The sequence below is a fragment of the Yersinia sp. 2553 StPb PI genome, assembly GCF_052217105.1.
Taxonomy (GTDB): domain Bacteria; phylum Pseudomonadota; class Gammaproteobacteria; order Enterobacterales; family Enterobacteriaceae; genus Yersinia; species Yersinia enterocolitica_E.
This window is the reverse complement of sequence record NZ_JAZGPX010000002.1, coordinates 3,423,020-3,443,187: the sequence shown is the minus strand read 5'-3', so window position 1 is coordinate 3,443,187 and position 20,168 is coordinate 3,423,020. Positions and strand designations below refer to the sequence as shown.

The following is a 20,168-nucleotide window of genomic DNA, read 5'->3' as shown; positions in this document are numbered from 1 at the left end:
CTTAAAAGCCCGTATTTTGCCCAAAAAACACGGGCGGAGTAATCACATGACATTAAATCCTACAGTTTTGGTTATTAACTGTGGTTCATCATCCATTAAATTTTCAGTACTGACCGCCGACAATTGTGACGCGGTAATCTCCGGGATTGCCGACGGTATTGGCACTGAAAAACCTTTTTTGCGGATTGATAGAGTCACTCAATTTCAATTGGCTCAATGGAATTATGTTGATGCATTAGCAGCGATTGCCGATGAGCTGGAAAAGCGTGGCCTTAATAAATCAATTTCGCTGATTGGCCACCGTATTGCCCATGGTGGTGAAATATTCAGTGAATCAGTGCTGATTGATGATTGGGTGGTGGAGGAAATCAAAAAGGTTTCGCCATTGGCTCCGCTACATAACTACGCCAATTTGCACGGCGTTGAGGCGGCACGCCAGCTATTTCCCGGCATTAAACAAGTCGCCGTATTTGATACCGGTTTTCATCAAACATTAAAACCGGAGGCTTATCTTTATGCGCTACCTTACCGCTATTTCCGCGAACAGGGGGTACGACGTTATGGTTTTCATGGCACGTCGTATCGCTATGTGGCAGGGCTTGCCGCGAGTTTCTTCGGATTTGATGGGAGCGATTGCGGCCTGATTATCGCTCATTTGGGGAATGGTGCATCTGTCTGCGCGGTTCAGGACGGCAAAAGCGTTGATACATCGATGGGCATGACCCCATTGGACGGTTTGGTCATGGGAACACGCAGTGGTGATGTGGACTTTGGCGCACTGGCATATCTGGCGCGCCAAACCGGGAAAAGTCTGGAAGATTTGGAGCATATGCTTAATAAGGAGTCCGGTTTATTGGGGATCTCTGGTCTGTCTGCTGATATGCGGACGCTGGAGAAAGCCTATCACGAGGGGCATGAAGCGGCGCGTCTGGCGATACATACCTTTGTGCATCGCCTTGCACGCCATATTGGCGGGCATATCAGTTCGCTGCGCCGGTTCGACGGCCTGATTCTGACCGGGGGAATTGGCGAAAACTCATCGCTTATCCGTCAGTTAACGCTGGAGCATCTGGCCGTTTTTGGTGTCGACATCGATCACGGTAAAAACAACCGGCTACAGCATGGAACCTCTCATGTCATCACTACCGCCCGCTCACGGGTCGTTGCCGCAGTTATCCCCACCAATGAAGAAAAAATGATTGCGCTTGATGCGGTCCGCCTTGGCTATGCGCAACAGGACGCAGCGGTTTCCGAGGCTGTTTTTTGACCCTCAACCCCATGAAATCACCAGCTATATTCTGTTTATTGGAGTTTGTTCATGAAGATTGATGTTGATGTAAATAATAAAAAATATGCCGATGCATGGCTCGGATTTAGCGGGAACAATTGGCATAGCGAAATTAATGTCAGAGATTTTATCCAGCAGAACTATCAACCTTATGAAGGTGATGAGTCGTTTCTCTCCGGCGCCACCCCTGCGACCCAAAAATTGTGGGAGCAGGTTATGGAGGGGATTCGTTTGGAGAATGCGACTCATGCGCCGGTAGACTTTGATGATGATATTGCCACCACCATCACTGCCCATAAAGCGGGTTACATTGAACAACAGCTGGAAAAAATCGTCGGGCTACAGACCGATAAACCCCTGAAGCGTGCGTTACATCCTTTTGGCGGTATCAACATGGTGCAAAGCGCATTTGACGCCTATGGCCGTGAGATGGATGCCAACTTCAAATATATCTTCACTGATTTACGTAAAACCCATAATCAAGGCGTGTTCGATGTTTATTCGCCTGAGATGCTGAAATGTCGTAAATCCGGCATTTTGACCGGCCTGCCGGATGGCTATGGACGAGGGCGAATTATTGGCGACTATCGGCGTATCGCACTGTATGGCATTGCCTATCTGGTGCGGGAACGTGAGCTACAGTTTGCCGATTTACAGCCACAACTTGAGCAAGGTATTGAGTTGGAAAGTGTGATTCGTTTGCGCGAAGAGCTGGCTGAGCATCGCCACGCGCTGTTGCAGATTCAAACCATGGCCGCACGCTACGGTTGCGATATTTCAGGACCGGCCAAAAATGCTCAAGAAGCTATTCAGTGGCTCTATTTTGGTTATCTGGCCGCGGTGAAATCGCAAAATGGTGGTGCGATGTCACTGGGCCGCACCGCGACATTCCTCGATATTTATATCGAGCGCGATTTAGCCAACGGGGTGTTGAGCGAGCAGCAGGCGCAGGAGCTTATTGATCACTTCATCATGAAGATTCGCATGGTGCGTTTCCTGCGGACACCTGAGTTTGATTCACTGTTCTCCGGTGATCCGATTTGGGCCACGGAAGTGCTGGGCGGAATGGGCTTGGATGGCCGAACCTTAGTGACCAAGAATACCTTCCGTTATCTCAACACGTTGGAAACCATGGGGCCAGCGCCGGAGCCTAATTTAACCATTTTATGGTCGGAGGCGTTGCCACAGGCATTTAAGCGTTATGCGGCCAATGTCTCGATTCAGACATCTTCGTTGCAATATGAAAATGACGATCTGATGCGGCCAGATTTTAATAGCGACGATTATGCGATTGCCTGCTGTGTTAGCCCGATGGTGATCGGTAAGCAAATGCAATTCTTTGGTGCGCGCGCCAATCTGGCTAAAACGCTGCTGTATTGCATCAATGGTGGCATGGATGAAAAACTCAAAATTCAGGTCGGCCCGAAATGTGCCCCGATGACCGATGACGTGCTGGACTATGAACGGGTGATGGCTAGCCTCAACGTGTTTATGGATTGGTTAGCGGTGCAATATATCAGCGCCCTGAATCTCATCCATTATATGCATGACAAATACAGCTACGAAGCGTCACTGATGGCACTACATGATCGCGATGTTTATCGCACCATGGCCTGCGGTATCGCCGGGCTTTCGGTAGCGGCGGATTCGCTTTCAGCCATTAAATACGCCAAGGTTAAACCAATCCGTGATGCCGATGGGCTGGCTGTCGATTTTGCCATTGAGGGCGAATATCCTCAGTACGGTAACAACGACGAGCGTGTCGACACTATTGCTTGTGATTTAGTTGAGCGTTTTATGAAGAAAATCAGCAAGCTGCCAACCTATCGCCATGCAGTGCCGACGCAGTCAATTCTGACTATTACCTCTAATGTGGTGTATGGACAGAAAACGGGTAATACCCCCGACGGCCGACGCGACGGTATGCCATTTGCACCAGGTGCCAACCCTATGCATGGCCGTGATCGCAAAGGGGCCGTGGCATCACTCTCCTCTGTCAGCAAGCTGCCGTTCAAATATGCCAAAGATGGGATTTCTTACACGTTTTCGATTGTCCCTGCGGCCTTGGGCAAGGACTCGGCGGTGCGTAATAATAATCTGGTCGGCCTGCTGGATGGTTATTTCCACCATGATGAGTCGATGGAGGGTGGGCAGCATCTTAATGTCAATGTCATGAATCGCGATATGCTGCTGGATGCCATCGAACATCCAGAAAACTATCCAAATCTCACCATCCGTGTTTCTGGTTATGCCGTACGTTTTAACGCCCTGACGCCCGAGCAGCAGCAGGATGTGGTCTCCCGAACCTTCACCAATACGTTATAATTGTTAGCCCCTCCCTAACAAGAGGGGCCAATAGCTTATCTCTGCGTATTTCGCACTTTAATCCGGCTTTACGTTGTAGTGATGTTGAGCATAGCCGATTCGCCCTAGTCACTGTCACTTTCTGCCTGAGGCCATTCCCGCAGTTCGTATGCAATGACTGCCGGGTTGATATAAATCATATGCCAGCTACGGGCGCCTTGAACGGGTAGATCATCATGAATTTCAGCGGGGTTGACCATGATGATATCTCCGGCTGAAGACTCAACTCTGCCGATGTTACTCCATGAATGTTGTGATCCCTGAACAAAGATACCGATGCCAAACTCGTCATGGGAATGACGGGGAAAGGTGTGCTCGGTCAATAATGACATCGCTTCGGCCCCCGGAATCACCTGATGATGCAGTTTGATTTGGTGAATTGCGCGTTTTAACGTCATCTCTCAGCAAATTCGAGAATTAAAATCAGAGAGTTAGAATCAAGCTGACGATAAAACCATTACTTCATTCGTACGTGTCTTACGCTAATATTGAAATCCGAGAATGGATTATCTTTAAAGCTTATCACTCTCTGGTTCTCAGTGAAAATACGTGCAGTATAGTGTGACAAATATAATAACCTGTTGAAAAGGCAATTTCATAATCCTCCTGATTTTAGGATGTAAAATTAAGCTGCTGATAATCCATCTTTATTTCTGTCAGAGAGTATACTATCACTTGATCGAAGTACCTTTTTTCTGCCCGATAAACAAAATGGATTTTTTGTCAAAAGTGTCAAAATAATTTTTTGATCGACTAAAAAATGATTATATCTAAACTTTATATTTATTTTGCCGATAACTCATTATCAACTGGATGATGGCTTGATATTGTCGTTGTGTTAGGCGAGATAGGGTGGTTCATCATATGACATTATGAAGATAATATTATTATCTTAAGGGATACTTATGTTGCCAACATCTCATGATAATATAAAGATTGAATTTTTATTTGGTGGGTTTATATTTTTAATCGCATATTTTTTTGTGTTCATATTTAATTTAAGTGAGGTGCTGTTTCCCTATTTGTCAAAATATAAGAAATATAATCTAGATGCGGTTTTTATTGCACTAAATGTCACCGGATTGCTGGGGTTTATCTATAGCTCATTGCGAATAAACAGAATGTCAAAGGAGATAGCGAAACGTATTGAGGCAGAAAAGAGCATCAACTGGATGTCTGGCCATGATATTTTAACGGACCTACCTAACCAAAAATTTCTCGACTCTTATATTTCACGTTCTGCTAAGAATAAAGATGCACTAAATTATGTGGTTCTAAGTATAGAGATTAATAAGTTTAAAGATGTCAACGATCTGCTCGACTACGGCCACCGAAATGAAATATTTAAGCTGGTTGGACAACGTCTCTCTTATATGTTCCCAGATAATGTCTATAAATTACGTGGTGATGAGTTTTTGGTATTAAAGTCAAATAAAGATAAAGCGGACCTATCATTGCTGGGCGAACGCATAGTGAAGACTATTTGCAGCCTTATTCAAATTGGCGGCTTTACCTTTAATATAGCCGCCAATGTTGGTATCTCCCGCTATCCTGAAGATTCTGGCGATCTTCGACAAGCTATTCAGCAATCGGCCTGTGCTTTGTACATTGCTAAGAAGGCCGGTCGTGAGGAAGTCCGAGTCTTTACTCCCTTGATGCAGAATACACTTTTATCCCGAGCCCAACTTAAGAGTGATTTTAAGAAAGCGTTGGCGAGTAATGCATTCTCTGTCTATTACCAGCCGTTAGTGGACCTGAGAACCGAAAAAACAGTCGGTTTTGAAGCCCTTGCGCGCTGGGAGATTTCCCCAGGCAAATTCATTTCCCCTACTCTATTCATCCCTCTGGCAGAAGAGATGGGTAAAATCTCTGAGCTGACGGAGCAGTTGTTTCGGCGGGCCTGTCTCGAAACATTAAGCTGGCCTGCTCATCTGGTACTGTCATTTAATATTTCCCCGATACTGCTGTGTAATAAGCAACTGAGCACGCGCATCATGAGTGTCATGAATGAGTTGGGGCTGCCCGCAGATCGTCTGGAGGTAGAAATCACGGAAAGTGCACTTTTTCAGAATGCCAATGTAGCCCGATTTACGCTTAAAAAACTGAGGGATGAGGGAATAAAAATTGCGTTAGACGATTTTGGTACCGGTTACTCCAGCCTTTCTCAGCTTTGCAACTTCTCATTTGATAAGTTAAAGATTGATAAGAGCTTCATCGATACTTTCCAACACAATGAAAAAAAAGAAAAAATCGTACGTGCCATTATCTCATTGGCCAGTTCTCTGGGGGTGAAAGTCACCGCCGAAGGTATCGAACACACCAGTCAACTTGTGCGTCTACAGGATATTGGGTGTGATATTGGCCAGGGATATCTGCTTGGTATGCCCGCAGCGAAAGCGGTCCTATATCCGGTGGAATCCTTATTGATTTATAAATTTTCTCCAGAAGTCGCTGAGAAAGAGAGCGCATAAAAACAGGAGGATATACCGCTGAGGTATTGGCAGTGGGCAATATTTCTCTGTGGGAGTATGAGGGGGGAATCATTGAGGGTACGCTGTGCCCTTCGCTGGCAGGCAGCGAAGGGCGGTAACATTAAAACTTAGTCCAGCCGCCCTGTTCTGCGACTAATGCGACACTCTTAATTCGTGTCTTTGGCCTGAGCAGAGGGCCTGTTGAAACGCCAGGTGCCTTTCCTTTGATTTTAAATACCGAGACAATTTCTGTTAGTTGACGAGCCTGCTCTTCCAGCGAGGCAGCAGCAGCAGCAGATTGCTGCACTAAGGCGGCATTTTGCTGCGTGACGCTGTCCATTTGAACCACCGCAGAACCAATTTGGCTGATCCCTTTACTCTGTTCGGTCGAGGCTGCGGCTATTTCGCTCATAATGTCATTTACGTTGCTGACTGAGCTCACGATTTTGTCCATCGCATCACCTGCTCGCGTCACCTGTTCAGACCCGGATTTAATATTTTTAACTGACTCATTGATCAGCACATCAATCTCTTTTGCTGCCTGTGCGCTGCGTTGCGCCAAATTTCTCACTTCACTGGCGACAACGGCAAATCCCCGGCCTTGTTCCCCTGCTCGTGCTGCTTCGACCGCGGCATTTAACGCAAGAATATTGGTTTGAAACGCAATACTGTTGATGACGCCAATGATATCGACGATTTTATGTGAGCTGCTGGTAATTTTCGTCATGGTGGCAATGACGCCACTGACAATTACGCCGCCCTGTTGTGCTTCCCGAGTGGCCTGGTTCGCCAGTGTACTTGCCTGACCGGCATTATCTGCATTCTGCTGAACGGTTGAACCGAGTTGTTCCATGCTGGAGGCGGTCTCTTCCAGCGCCGAGGCTTGTTCTTCAGTTCGGGAAGACAAATCGGTATTTCCGACTGATATCTCACTAGAACCCCTGTAAATCGAATCCGCACTGTTGCGGATTTCAAACACCGTTTTGGCCCAGTTATCCTGCATCTTGTTAATATAAGGAATTAACTGGCCAATACAGTTTCTACCCTGATCTACGATGTTGTGGTCAAGTATGCCTTGTGCCAGAGATTCAAGATGAGCTTTTACTCTGTTCAAAGGCTTAACGAGAAAGTTAACCAGATAGCGGTCGGTTGTTACCATGATCAGCACACTGATTAATAACGCACTGACTAGGATATATTGACACCACACTAGCCATTGGGAAATCCGCTGATTTGCTTCTTCATTTAGGGATATAATTTTTGCGTTGTATTTGTCTATCGCTGCACTGAAGTTCCGTCTTAACGGAAGATATTTACCTGTTTTTATTACTTCAAAATTGTTTATATTTTTCTCTCTTGCTGATTCAAACATCGGCAAAACTGCACTGTTATAGAGATTAAAAGAACTGTTATAAATATCATCTATTGTGGTTGAGTCAATTTTCCCATGATCAATAGTTTTAAATTGACTGAGCCCATTTTTAAGGCCGTCTAATTCGGTAAGAGTTGCCTTCATCTCAAGATCGAAAACTCCAGTGTCATTTTTCGCCATTGCTCCCATAGCACGTTCCATCGCTGTTGTCGCGCGGTAGTATTGTGCATTGGCACTATTAATAATATCGCCATTTTGCTGCTGAGTATGGGTTACACCTAGCTCTTGGTTTAATTGCTTAAGAGAGTATAAAGCAAAGCCTGATGCCCCGGCCCACAACAGTGAAAACACGATGAGAATGAGTATAAGTGCCGTTCTTATTTTAATATTTTGTATGAATCTCATGTTATTAAACCTCAAATGTCGGACACGGGAAAGATACCTTGGAAAGGCAGTTAATAACTAATTTCGGTGTCTATAAAACAGTTGAGTAAATTGTTTTATATTTCATCTTTATTATTATCGGCGGTTGAGATTTTATCTTGAGTTGTTTTTTTTGTTATAGAGTAAATAATGTGTTTTTAATGAAGTGATAAAATTATATTTATACATTAGGCCATCAAGATTAGACCTATTAGCTCACTTGATTAAATGAGTTGGTTATAATTAGTACAATAAATAAAAGGTGAAATACTCATGTTTATCATGATCTAATGTGGTTTATTAAATTTAAAATTGAATTGCTCAATAGATATCACATAACAAATTATCAAGAAGTGTCATTCTTTATAAGACTTAATTATTCAAAAATAGGATGTGTTTTCTGAATAATTTGAATTTATGGGCACGGCCAATATCACTTTCTTCTTGGAGAAATCAGCACGATTGGAAAAGTTAAAGATCAAAGTGACATTATTTTAGGGTGGATTCACTGAGTTTTTTGAAAAACTTGCCGAAAACTTATAAATTTCATAACACAGGTATGATTTATAATGACAGAATTAAATATCTATGGGCAAGCACTGGGCAAATCATTACCCGACTGGTTGCCTCGAACAACTCCCCAACGGATTATCCTCAAAGGAGACTATTGCCTCCTTGAACCTATTGATATCAAGCATAGCAAGGATCTATTTGAAGCCTGGCACAGCATTGATGACGAGCGTGACTGGACTTACTTTCACATTAATCGCCCCATCACAATTAGGCAATGTGACCATTATATTGCCTCTCTTAGTGCAAGTAAGGACCCTCTCTTTTATTCAGTCATCAATTACTCCACCGGAAAAGCAGTAGGTTTTATCGCGTTACAACGCATTGACCCCGAGAATGGGGCGGTAGAAATCGGTTGGATTAACTGGTCACCGTTGATGAAACGTACTTTATGCAGCACTGAGGCAATATTTCTTTTGCTATCCTATGCGCTGGATACTTTGCAATACCGGCGATGTGCGTGGAAGTGTGACAGTTTGCACCAGCCAGCGATTCAAGCGGCAGAACGCTTGGGATTTCAATACGAAGGTACTTTCAGACAAATACAAGTATCCAAAGGGCATAGTCGTGACACCCGTTGGTATTCTATTATCGAGAGTGAATGGCCAGGGATTCGGCGAGCTATACAGCTTTGGCTAAGCTCAGCTAACCTGGATGACCGGGGTAAACAGAAGCAGAAATTGGCCGAGTTTATGCCAGTGACAGAAGAGTAGTTATTTTCAATTAGCGTAATGCTGGCTTCACATCACCGAAGCCAGTGTATGGCATCTTATTGTTTATTATAGTATAAATCGTAATTCTGGTTAGTTATGCTGCTCATTTAGAGGTTAGTGGCAAATCATGGGGTGATTTTACTCAATGTGAGACGTAATAGTCATTTTGGTCTTCAATCAGCGCAAGGATTGGAAGACGATGTAGAAAATAGTTTGGCTATATAATAAATTGATATTGAAAGTTATTTTTTGTGTGACTTTTCGATGATGTAGTGAGCACAAAATCTCTACATGAGTGAGTGACAGTGCGGAGTGTCCTACCATTTACTGCCGAATGGTATTTGTCAGCCTGGGTGCACAAAACGGAAATCGATAACGCCTAATGCTAGAGCTAAAATGTGGAAGCAATACCGCCATCGTAGTACTACATGAGATTTATGGTATTAATCCGCATATCAGGCGGGTGTGTCATGAATATCATGCGATGGAGAGGGACGTTTATTGCCTCAATCTTATTGGGCGTGATGAGCCATTTAGCTATGCACAGCAGAATGAGGCATATCGCTATTTTATTGAAAATGTAGGTTTTGACACATCCCATATCGTTACTCTGCTCCAGACTCTGCGGCCACAGTATGACAATCTTATCCTCGTAGGATTTAGTGTTGGAGCCACGCTTGCGGCCAGAAGCGGGTTATGTGCAAGGGTTGTCTGCCACTACGGTTCACGTATCCGCGAGCACAGCGATATTGCGCCACCTTGTCCAGCCCTTGTCATCCTTGCCCGACATGAGGCTTCTTTCGACACGACAATCCTGCAAAGTGAACTAAAAAAATATCCTAATGTTGATAGCCGCATATTCAGCAGCCATCATGGGTTTTGTGATGGGGATAATGCCAACTTTGATGCAGAAAATGCCGATCTTGCAACTAGATTGGTACACCAGTTTATAGGGTAGCTTTGAAAAAATGGGCAAGTTTTCCATTAATACTCTAGCCCGCACGATTAGCGACTACTTTTGCGGTAGTGTATGTCCTATTACGTTAATGAGGCTCGCGGCTACTGACTTTCTTCTCTATATTTTAAATAATAAACATTTAAATTGTTAATGCCATATTTTCTACAGATACTACGACGATAGCCACTGACGGTTTTATAACTGAGTGATAACCTTTTTGAAATCTGAACAGAATTTAAACCTGATATAATACATTGTAATGTTTCATTTTCTCGTTTAGTTAATTTATTTTTAACAAGATTATCGTCATCAAGAGGTATGAAATGACCGTCATAGCGGTTGTGACATATTGTCCCTATTGTTTTTTTGATGTAAGGCATATTACTTTTTCTGTATATGACTGCATGATATATATTAGGGAGGTTAGACAGGTCAGAGTAGTTGTCACAAAATAAAATAATCCCTACATTGTGGGATGACTTTATTTTAATTAATAGATCATGAACTTCACTATGTTTGAATCCAGTAATGTCAAGTAGTATCAGCTTGAGTTTCCCATCTATATTTTTTATCAGTGAGGGAATAGAACGGTAAACCCTTATTACTGAGTCTTCTGAATGTTGGTATAGCACATCATTCAATAGTATTTTGAAAGAGAAAGACATAAGCCCGCACTGACTGAGGATAAAATAGTTCATATAATAATTCCTTTTATTTTTAACTAATGAATGAAAATAAGAAAATCCACTGCGAAATAGTGATGTATTTACTGATGATACTCTCGGAAAGATAAATATAGCCGTAGTGAACATCATTGCTAAAGGCCAAAAATCGCCATGCCTTCCCCCAATAATGCTTCGCTGAAAACAGCGGCTATCTAAAGGGAAAGTCAATTAGCCTGCCAGAAAAATTGATAGCTAAGTTTATTAGAACTTAAGATTTCAGCTATTTGTAGCAGGCCATAATCATCTGATTTTTATTTACTTATATCTAATATAGAAATCTAGATTAGAAATTATATTTCACACCTAGCATTACAGCGGTATCACTGTAACCTTTGTTGCCGATTTGCTGGGCAACATTACCCCACAGGTTAACTTTTTTATTGATTTGGCCTTCAACACCCACTTTTAATTCACCGATATTGGCGGCTCCATCTTGCTTCACTGTCACGTTATCCATAGTGACACCAAAGTCTTTGGTATTATGGATCCAGTTTGCTTCTACAAATGGCTGAAATACTCGGTCTTTACCTTTATCCTGGCTGCTATAGCCATTCATAAAGGCTTTCACACCCAGACGGGTCTGAATATTGCCATCACCTTCACCAGAGACATTCGTGCCGTTAGCTTCTTTATGGTCGTCAGCTTTCACACCCATCCAGGTCACCTGCGCTTTAGGCTGGATAAAGTAGGTGGCATTTTTAGCGGCATTTTCACCGATTTTGAAGGTATAACCACTCTCAACCGAGGCAGTTATCCCCTTAGACTTATATTCTTCAGTATTCAAATCTTGACCGTCAACGGTGTTGTTGAACCAGCTGTATTGCGCCCAACTGTCGACATATAAGCCGGACTTATCGGCCTCGTTGGCATACCAGGTCCCGTAGACACCGGCGCTGTAACCGTCAGTTGACCCTTTAGCGTTGTAACCGGACACTTGCGAGATGGTGGTGCTTTTGCTGTTACCATACCCAGCCATAACGCCCAGATGGAAACGGTCCATGTCGTTATTGCTCCACTGAGCAATATCTCCGCCTAATTGCAGCACATAACGGTTAGCCTGTGTGCTCAGTTGATCTTGAGAATCACGGAAACGGTTATGCCCACCCTCGTTACGCAACCACATACTGGTTACTTTCTGTTCGCCAGTCAGTGCGTCGATATACTGAGTTTCGCCCAAACGATCATGCAAACGAGTGACAAACATATTATTAGCCGAGGCTAAGTTGGCAGTATAGCCGCCAGCTTCTGGACGCTCAGTCATAGCAGATGGAACTGTTGGGTCTGAAGGTGGCGTAGGAATAACAGCATTAGTCAGATACCAGTTATTGGCATTAGCATCAGAACCGCGCATCAATGAATAATCATAAGCACCGGCAACGATACGATCCTTTTGAATAAACTCACCGTCAGATAAGCCATTAACCTGAATCAATTCAATACCGTTTAACGTTGTCGCGCCAGTGCCACCCGCGTTAGTCACGCTGACGAAGGTGTTCCCTGAAGTGTTACCTTCGACGATCATTTTATCCGTTATGGAGTTGTCGTCATTTAATTCAGTATTAAACAATAAGTTACCGTTATTACCAATATAGTCACCATGGACAGTTAATACGTCGCCTGCAATAGGATTGGAGAAATTAATTGTCCCGGCGTTAGTCAGCTCAGCGACGTCAGAACTTGCCATCATATTCCACATGGCGCGACTATCAATATTCACCTGGCCGCCATTACGTGCAAGACCATTCCATTGTGTATTGTTAATGCTGAGATTAGCTTGGCTACCTAAACCTGACTGGATATCACCATTTAAAACCATATCGTTTGCATTAACATTAACGATACCAAAGTTCGCCAGGCTAGCATCGGTATCTGCATTTATTAATATGCCATTGTTAATAACACTACTGTTATCAAGGACTGCATTGATGGTGCCACCAAGAGCATTAAATGTTTTGCCGTTTTGACTATGTATATTGGCATTCTGTTGATTCATAGTCACAATTGCTTGTGTGTTACTATTCACTGCATCAGCGTTATTACCACTAGTAACTATATTGGTATTAGTCACATTAACAGTGGTCCCACTGTCATTAGCCTGAACAGCATACGCATTATTACCCACCGTACTGATGTTATTGCCCTGACTAATAATAGAACTCGCGGAACTGGCCATCATGGCTACTGCACCATTACTGGCTGTACTGATAGTGCTACCCGTAATATCAGCCTGGCCGCCTAAAACTGCCTGGATAGCGGTATTATTAGCGCCGAGGGTTTTAACCGATGCTCCTGGGTTAATAACAATTTTACCACCTGGCCCTCTCGCACTTACTGCGGTTGCCTGATGAGTGATAATTTGCGTATTTCCACTGACAGTAGCTAAAGATGATCCATTACCATTCAGTTCAGAAGAGACTAGCGCAGTACCCGCCCCGAATGTTTCCAGGGTACTGTCGATGATATCAAATTGAGTATTTGCACTATTTGTTGTTTCAACGAAGACCGCAGCGGCAGAGGCTCCACCGGTACTGGCGTATGAGCCGGTCATGCTCCCTCGTGAACCATTTGCTATTTGTAAAGCACTGGCACTTGAGCCGAGATAAGCACCTGTTGTTGTCAATCTAGAGTTATTGATAATTACTGAACTATTATTAGCAGCTATACCCTTGCCACCGGCACCTGTTGCTGAAATGGTACTGTTATTTAATGAAATTTGGCTATTAGAGACCAGTGACAGGCCGGAGGCATTTGCCCCTGAAACTGAAATATTTGCGTCATTCAAGTTAACACTGGCGCCAGTTTGCGCATACACGCCGTGTGAGCCAGTCCCTGTAGTGGTTAATGTACTTCCGTGTAAAAAATCGACACGTGAGCCTGCCCCAGAAGCATATAAAGTATCAGCGGCATTACCCCCAGTCGTTAATGTGATATCACCGTCAGCAATTAATACGCCACCATTTGATACCGTTGCTGCATGCCCAGAAAAATCGTTAATCAAGCCAGTATCTACTACTGTCCCATCAGGGGCATTTACAGTTGTGCCATTTACTATAATTTGGGAAAAAGCAGGCGTTGTTATTGATGTAAAGGCAATAGCGATTAGAGTTTTTTTAAAGGCAGGCATATTATATCTCTCATTTTTTTAAGTAAAAATCTGTTTATTAACAAGTGGTTATATTATTGGTGTTTTTAATGTAATTGAACCGTTCTCGATAACCATTTTTACTTTAGTAAATATGGAGTGTAGGCTACGCCACAGTGTATTTAATATTATATGGCATACTAATGATTGAGTTTTTATATCATGCTGTGATTATAGCTATAATTTATTTTGTTAAATATAGGATATGATACATATCGCTGTAGGAATTTTCTTGATTTGTTTTTTTGTAAAATGACATGGAAAATTTCTTTAGTATTATTTAACTAAATGATTAACATTTCATATCTACGAGGGGAAACCTATTTTTGTATCTAATGGGGGGATACTCTGGCGTTGACGTATTTTAACACTTATCCATTTGAGTTTTGTAGGAGAGTGAGCCAAGAACAATGTCTTCTAACTGAAAATAGACATTGTTGAGCATCAATGCTTAACGTCCTCTCAACTTGTCATTTTAAACGTAAATTATCTTATTAAAAATACAAAAACAAATGAGGAAACTATAGATGCGATAAATATAGAGATGCCGATTAGTATATCAGTCATGAGATCATTCATAATGAATCCCTGTTAAAATCACTCTAGCCTATTTTAATTTACGAATATATTGTCAACTTAGCGGCATTAGCATCCACACTATGCACCAGCGAGTAATCATAAACACCCTCCACGATCATGCCATTTTGAAAGCTCACTGTTAGAGCCAAAGCCATTAAACTTAATCAGCTCGAAACCATTTAGTGTCTTTTCACCACGATAACTAAGGTTATTTAACCTATCCGCTGTTATCTAATGGTGCTAACGTGCTATCACATAAGCTGCACATTAAACAGTATCAATTAAACAGACAGTTTGATTAAACTTTATTTAAAACTAAAATAGTCTACAGTTTTATACGTGATAGTTATGATTAACATCAGCGGTGTGGAGGATTTGAATAGTAATAAATACTAAAGTGTTAACACAATTATAGGATTGAAAAAATAACGAGTCGTCACTCACCGATCTCATTATCTCCAGTTCCTATTATTTGATAAAAAATAACAGGGATCCCAATGTGTTTATATTGCTACTTTAGATGGAATAGTTAAATTTATTTTGCTGGAATAGTTAATTATAATTTTTTAAGTTATACCAGCGTTTATTTAAGTTCCCCTGTATTGATTGACAGATGGATTAGCCACATCAATCAATAGGGCAACGCGTCGTGTTTATACGTCCCTTATTGTAATCAGAGAGTGAATAATTAAAAACTCATCACTATATTAACCATTGTTGCTGCATGTAGATCTCCTGCTTTGGCTCAAAATGGAGACTTTTATGAACCTAATGCTTCTGCATCACAAACCAGTGTAAATGATGGTTTTATTGCATATGGCTTTCAATGTAACATCTGATAAACTGGAGCATCTCTTTATCTGGCAGGTTAATCGATACGCTAATTTCATGGTCGATATTTTCTGGGTATTATTATCCTCTGGAACCTACGCTGGTATTGCAAATAGGGTATCAACTGCCATAAACGCCAGATAATGTTCGCAGTACGTGCTACTGCGAGGGGGGAGATATTCTACGCTTAATCAATATGCCAATGAAATTGGTAGGAAATGTTAATGTCCACTTGAGGAGTTCAATGTGTCTTTGAGCAAAAATTACTTATATCAGGCTGGAGCTACCCAGGTAAGATGGGCTAGCGAGTTATTTTCGGCCTCTATTTTATTATTTTGTGGACTAATACTCTATTCAGTTAATTTGTGCGCGGCACAATCTCTTCCCCATAACGACTTACTCACTAAACCCGGCGATGTTATTCAAATTAAGCTCAGTGAGTTGCATCCGACCCAAATAACCGTAGGTAAGCTCCAGATTGCAGGTGATTTGGCTGATTATGCTAGCGATTCAAAGCACTTATTCAACGATTTGTGTAAAGTTCAAGGGGCAGGGAAACTGGCTAAATATAGCCTGTCATCAACACCGAAAGATCCCACTTCATATACCTGTAAACAGGCTATAGGAACCAATAAAGCTGATATGAACACGGTTGATATCGGACCAATGGGGAAACTTTACCTGACTGATGGTCATCATGCATTTAACAGCTTTTGGGATGCACCCGGTGGTGGCGGTGATGTGACCTTAAGCGTACTGGTCAGGCAGAATATAAGCCGTGACAACGACGGAACGTTATTTACTCAAGCTCAGTTCGAACAACAGATGACTGAACTTAAACATTTTCTCCCTATTGATGCCGAGGGGAAACCAATTACGTTCTCTCAATTGCCTGCAACCCTGGGGACGAGTGCTTTTCAGGACGATCCATATCGCTCAATACTCTATTATCTACGCGGTATATCTTACGATAAGTCTGATAAAAATCTTAACCCTGAAACGGGTAAGCCTTATAAAGAAATACCTTTCCTCGAGTTTTATTGGGGACAGCTATTACGCAGTAAGATGGATTTAAAACGTTATAATTTGCATAAGCAAGATGACTATATCAAGGCTCTGGAAGACGCCGCAACCCTGATGGTGAATGTACCCAAGCAGCAACTGATAGGGCATTCAGGTCAAACGGCAAGAGCTTTAGGCCAGCTGAACAGCATTGATGAAAAGCGTTTAGATAAACTGGCGAAACCAGATTCTAAATTAGCGAAGGCACTTAATTATCAGTCAACTAACTGAGTTATAAAAATAAGATCTTTGTTGAATAAATCGAACTTTTAGCCCTAATCAGGTTTGGATCACCACATTTCTGATGATATTGCAGTATCTCGTGGCAAAACAAAGGTTCGATATCATCCATTGGACAGCTTACAACAAGGCGCTCATCAGTCGCGGCTTGCTAACATTCTGGCTGGATGAGTCGGTCATCTAGACTTGGTGTCGATAGGAACAGGTGAGTTCGGTTGATATGGGGATGAGAATAATAAAAATAACGGAAAGATTTCAGCTGGCCCTGCCGGGCAGGGCCAAACCGTTTAGCACGAGATCAACTTAAATCGACATCCTTATGCCCGAAAAGCCACGTCAGGATAAACCCGGAAATATACGAAATAACCAGACCAGCCACATACACCAGCATCCCGGCGAAAATACCTTGGGCTGATGTCATCAGAGGAATAGATACCAAGCCAGATGGGCCAAACACGGTATTCAGGCCCACCGGTAATCCCAACCAGGCAACAAGGCCAATAAAGAAGCCGCCGACAGCACCGCCTAAACATGCGGTAATAAAAGGCTTCAGGCGTGGTAACGTTACGCCATAAATAAGCGGCTCACCGATCCCCAGTAGCCCAGGGAAAATAGCCCCTTTAATCTGTGTCCGCAGGACTGAACCTTTTGGCGAACGAGCATAAAGTGCCAGTGCCGCACCCACCTGACCGGCACCCGCCATGGCCAGAATAGGGAATAATGAGTTAAATCCTTGTGCATCCATTAAGGCGAAATAGACCGGAACAAACCCTTGGTGGATACCAAACACTACTGCAATCAGGAATAACCCTGCCAGAATGGCAGTACCAAACGGGTTACCATTCAAATGCATAAACAGCCATGACATCCCCTTAAACAGCTCGCCACCCACTGGCATGATAACAACGAAAGTGATTGCTCCTGTAGCGAGTAACGTTATCGCCGATGTCAGGATCATATCCAGATTATCAGGGATAAAACGGCGCACCTGTCGCTCAATCCATGCGCCCAAGATACAGGCCAACAGAACCCCAATGATATTGCCGCGCGGGTCAATTGCCAGACCAAAGAAGTTTTCCATGCCACCGTAGTAGCCGACGGTACCTTCCGGCACATAGCGTAAAATAAATAGCGAAGCGATAATTGCGCCGTTGACCCCCGTCCCACCAAAGGCTTGCTGCGTATTAAAGCCAATCAGAATGCTAAGGAAAGTGAACAAGCCGATGCTAAATACTTTCATGTATGCAATCAGTGCCGCCAGCCATGGAGACTGAATAACGCCGTCCAATGCCAGTGTCTGCTGGAGTAATGTTGCTATCCCCAATAGTAATCCTGCGGCAATGAACCCTGGAATGAGTGGGGTAAAAATGGTGGCGAATTTGGCCAGAAAACTATGAACAGCGCTTTTTTGTTTCGCTTTCATTTGCTGTTTTGTCTGGCTGGCTAGCACCTGCAAATCAACATCCTGAGCACTTTCATGTCCCTGCTGCGGTTCAGAACCCAGGAGCTTGTTCATCATCTCGCTGGCGGTCTGGGCTTTGCCCGGCCCGAGAATGATTTGCAGTTGATCATCGCTGTTCACCACCCCCATCACTCCAGGGATTTTTTTCAGGTCGTCATGTTGTATCAGTTGACGGTCTTTTAAGGTGAGACGGAGCCTTGTCATGCAGTTTCCGCAGACAATGATATTTTTACTCCCGCCCGTGAAGAGTAAAATTTGGTCTATCGTAGTGCCGGTTATTTTCGCCATAGTTATACTTTAATCTCCTGTAGCGCTTTACCGATAAATCCCTTATTTTTGTTAAGGATAGCGCTAGCTTCCTCAGCAGACATACCACTTAGGATCATCATAATGGCTGTTTTACAGTGTCGGTTGTACTCATTTCACTATTTTGATTACAGGAAATAGCCACTACGCTAGTGCCAACATGGCGTGCATAGGCCATAGCCCCCAATACATAAGGTGTGCGGCCACTTGCTGCAATGCCCACTAACACATCATGTGCATTAAAATTGAGGTTATGCAGGTATTGCTCACCCATTTTGCGGCTATCTTCTGCATTTTCAACTGCCTGTAAAATAGCAGTATTACCGCCAGCGATCAGCCCTACGACCATTTCTCGCAGCGTACCATAAATTGGCGGGCATTCGCTCGCATCCAACATCACCAAGCGACCAGAAGTGCCTGCCCCACAGTAAATTAATCTGCCACCTTGCGCGAAAGCAGTACCTCTTTTTTGTTTTTATTATTTTGGATGGGTTGGCTAACCCCCGAGCTGCTCTTCAAAAAACGAATACACGGCTATTCTGGTAATAACTCATCCACAATATAAGGACATTGCTCATGAAGAGAGGTGTCTCCGCCGCACAAATCATCAATATGTCGAAAGATCTCTAAAATTGAATAGTTTGTTTGCGCGGGATGCTTACAGGGGGAAATCTATTGAAATCGTGTCAGTAATGGATAGGGAGTCGGAGCGGAAATAGAGCAGAATCCAGATACGAAAAAGCCCCGCTTTGCAGCGAGGCCTTATAAATAGTGGTGCCCGGACTCGGAATCGAACCAAGGACACGGGGATTTTCAATCCCCTGCTCTACCGACTGAGCTATCCGGGCAACGGGGCGCATTAAACCGTATTGGCCGCTGATCGTCAACGAATTTATGGTTTAAAACCACTAAAACTGTACTGACTGCTCTCTTTTCAGACAAAAGAACCAGAAATTATCTCAGGGCAGCGATAAAACTTAGTGGTAAATTACTTAACCCAGTGCGCCATTTTTACGGCATTGCGCGACTTCCAATACATCTTCAGCCAGGCGCTTGGCAATTTCAACATCGACGAGTTGACGTTTAACCAGCAGTTTGCTCAAACAACCTTCCAGAATCAGTTCCATCTGTTGTGCAACCATAGCTGCATCATCAGCGTCCATCTCTTGCAACAGCTCTTGGGTATAGAGTAGTGAGGCCTGTTTCTGCTGTTCAGCCAACTGGTGGATCGGGTGTTCATTATCGGGATAGAAACTGCATGCAGCAATAAATAAGCAACCGGGGTAACGCTGATTCTGCACTTGCTCACCTAGCGTCTGGTAACGCGCCAGTAACTTTTGTTTGGGTGATAAGGTCTCGTCCAGTTGCAATTGTCGCCGCCAGGTATCTATCTGCTGGCCATGAAAGCGCAGACAGTCATACAACAAAGCTTCACGATCCGGCCAGAAACGGGCCAGATCACTGACTTCAACTGACACCTCTTTTGCCAGCATCTCCAGCGTGGTGTTTGCCAGTCCTTGCTGCTCCAATAGATTGAGCGCACTGCTTAAAACTTGTTCACGTTGCACGTTGCTCTCCTCCAACCGCTTATCTGGCAAGTGTGGTTTACCACCGCCTATGGTGCAAATAGTCTATACCCTGCGTACTGATTAATAGACATCG

Annotated in this window: 12 protein-coding genes, 1 tRNA gene and 1 pseudogene; 6 read left to right on the top strand and 8 right to left on the bottom strand. The window is 43.4% G+C overall.

The window, feature by feature from the left end; translation table 11 throughout:
* The first annotated feature begins 46 nt into the window (after positions 1-46).
* Positions 47-1,267, top strand: coding sequence for a propionate kinase (gene tdcD, locus V2A84_RS17240; RefSeq protein ID WP_083161053.1), 1,221 nt, complete (start codon positions 47-49; stop codon positions 1,265-1,267).
* Between the two features lie 51 nt (positions 1,268-1,318).
* Positions 1,319-3,613, top strand: coding sequence for a formate C-acetyltransferase (gene pflB / locus V2A84_RS17235; RefSeq protein ID WP_083161051.1), 2,295 nt, complete (start codon positions 1,319-1,321; stop codon positions 3,611-3,613).
* A 104-nt stretch (positions 3,614-3,717) separates the two neighbouring features.
* On the opposite strand, the gene V2A84_RS17230 is transcribed toward pflB, so the two are convergent.
* Positions 3,718-4,050 carry an AraC family ligand binding domain-containing protein gene (locus V2A84_RS17230; RefSeq protein ID WP_102970489.1) on the bottom strand — a complete coding sequence of 111 codons (333 nt, stop codon included), beginning with the start codon at positions 4,048-4,050 and terminating at the stop codon, positions 3,718-3,720.
* A 507-nt stretch (positions 4,051-4,557) separates the two neighbouring features.
* On the opposite strand from V2A84_RS17230, the gene V2A84_RS17225 reads away from it, so the two are divergent.
* Positions 4,558-6,123 (top strand): putative bifunctional diguanylate cyclase/phosphodiesterase, encoded by a 1,566-nt coding sequence (locus tag V2A84_RS17225; RefSeq protein ID WP_442848992.1) that lies wholly within the window; start codon positions 4,558-4,560, stop codon positions 6,121-6,123.
* Positions 6,124-6,244: 121 nt separating this feature from the next.
* On the opposite strand, the gene V2A84_RS17220 is transcribed toward V2A84_RS17225, so the two are convergent.
* Positions 6,245-7,900: a methyl-accepting chemotaxis protein gene (locus V2A84_RS17220; protein WP_083161047.1), complete on the bottom strand. Its 1,656-nt coding sequence runs from the start codon at positions 7,898-7,900 to the stop codon at positions 6,245-6,247.
* A gap of 587 nt (positions 7,901-8,487) precedes the next feature.
* Between V2A84_RS17220 and V2A84_RS17215 the strand changes: the two genes are divergently transcribed.
* Positions 8,488-9,201 (top strand): GNAT family N-acetyltransferase, encoded by a 714-nt coding sequence (locus V2A84_RS17215; RefSeq protein WP_083161044.1) that lies wholly within the window; start codon positions 8,488-8,490, stop codon positions 9,199-9,201.
* Positions 9,202-9,583: 382 nt separating this feature from the next.
* Positions 9,584-10,159, top strand: a complete 576-nt coding sequence (locus V2A84_RS17210; protein WP_083161042.1) for a dienelactone hydrolase family protein — start codon at positions 9,584-9,586, stop codon at positions 10,157-10,159.
* 101 nt (positions 10,160-10,260) lie between these two features.
* Here V2A84_RS17210 and V2A84_RS17205 read toward each other — a convergent pair whose 3' ends face one another.
* The gene (locus tag V2A84_RS17205) at positions 10,261-10,857 is read right to left on the bottom strand and encodes a helix-turn-helix domain-containing protein (protein WP_193784744.1); all 597 of its coding nucleotides are present in this window, start codon (positions 10,855-10,857) and stop codon (positions 10,261-10,263) included.
* A gap of 310 nt (positions 10,858-11,167) precedes the next feature.
* Positions 11,168-14,008, bottom strand: coding sequence for an autotransporter outer membrane beta-barrel domain-containing protein (locus V2A84_RS17200; protein WP_083161038.1), 2,841 nt, complete (start codon positions 14,006-14,008; stop codon positions 11,168-11,170).
* Between the two features lie 1,674 nt (positions 14,009-15,682).
* Here V2A84_RS17200 and V2A84_RS17195 point away from each other — a divergent pair.
* Positions 15,683-16,729 carry a ParB/Srx family N-terminal domain-containing protein gene (locus tag V2A84_RS17195; protein WP_083161036.1) on the top strand — a complete coding sequence of 349 codons (1,047 nt, stop codon included), beginning with the start codon at positions 15,683-15,685 and terminating at the stop codon, positions 16,727-16,729.
* A 307-nt stretch (positions 16,730-17,036) separates the two neighbouring features.
* Here the strand turns inward: V2A84_RS17195 and murP are convergent, their stop codons facing one another.
* From murP to V2A84_RS17175, 4 genes and pseudogenes are all read right to left on the bottom strand, one after another.
* Entirely contained in the window at positions 17,037-18,488 is a 1,452-nt protein-coding gene (murP, locus tag V2A84_RS17190; protein ID WP_083161034.1) for a PTS N-acetylmuramic acid transporter subunit IIBC, read from the bottom strand.
* A gap of 2 nt (positions 18,489-18,490) precedes the next feature.
* Positions 18,491-18,963 (bottom strand): annotated as a pseudogene (locus V2A84_RS17185) (N-acetylmuramic acid 6-phosphate etherase); the annotation flags it as partial.
* A gap of 315 nt (positions 18,964-19,278) precedes the next feature.
* A tRNA-Phe gene (locus V2A84_RS17180) sits at positions 19,279-19,354 on the bottom strand.
* A 144-nt stretch (positions 19,355-19,498) separates the two neighbouring features.
* Positions 19,499-20,074 carry a transcriptional regulator gene (locus tag V2A84_RS17175; RefSeq protein WP_083161032.1) on the bottom strand — a complete coding sequence of 192 codons (576 nt, stop codon included), beginning with the start codon at positions 20,072-20,074 and terminating at the stop codon, positions 19,499-19,501.
* Positions 20,075-20,168: the final 94 nt, after the last annotated feature.

Excerpts from the sequence above, each read along its gene's own strand:
- tdcD (WP_083161053.1), top strand. The coding sequence starts at position 47 with ATGACATTAAATCCTACAGTTTTGGTTATTAACTGTGGTTCATCATCC.
- pflB (WP_083161051.1), top strand. The coding sequence starts at position 1,319 with ATGAAGATTGATGTTGATGTAAATAATAAAAAATATGCCGATGCATGG.
- V2A84_RS17230 (WP_102970489.1), bottom strand. The coding sequence starts at position 4,050 with ATGACGTTAAAACGCGCAATTCACCAAATCAAACTGCATCATCAGGTG.
- V2A84_RS17225 (WP_442848992.1), top strand. The coding sequence starts at position 4,558 with ATGTTGCCAACATCTCATGATAATATAAAGATTGAATTTTTATTTGGT.
- V2A84_RS17220 (WP_083161047.1), bottom strand. The coding sequence starts at position 7,900 with ATGAGATTCATACAAAATATTAAAATAAGAACGGCACTTATACTCATT.
- V2A84_RS17215 (WP_083161044.1), top strand. The coding sequence starts at position 8,488 with ATGACAGAATTAAATATCTATGGGCAAGCACTGGGCAAATCATTACCC.
- V2A84_RS17210 (WP_083161042.1), top strand. The coding sequence starts at position 9,584 with ATGCTAGAGCTAAAATGTGGAAGCAATACCGCCATCGTAGTACTACAT.
- V2A84_RS17205 (WP_193784744.1), bottom strand. The coding sequence starts at position 10,857 with ATGAACTATTTTATCCTCAGTCAGTGCGGGCTTATGTCTTTCTCTTTC.
- V2A84_RS17200 (WP_083161038.1), bottom strand. The coding sequence starts at position 14,008 with ATGCCTGCCTTTAAAAAAACTCTAATCGCTATTGCCTTTACATCAATA.
- murP (WP_083161034.1), bottom strand. The coding sequence starts at position 18,488 with ATGGCGAAAATAACCGGCACTACGATAGACCAAATTTTACTCTTCACG.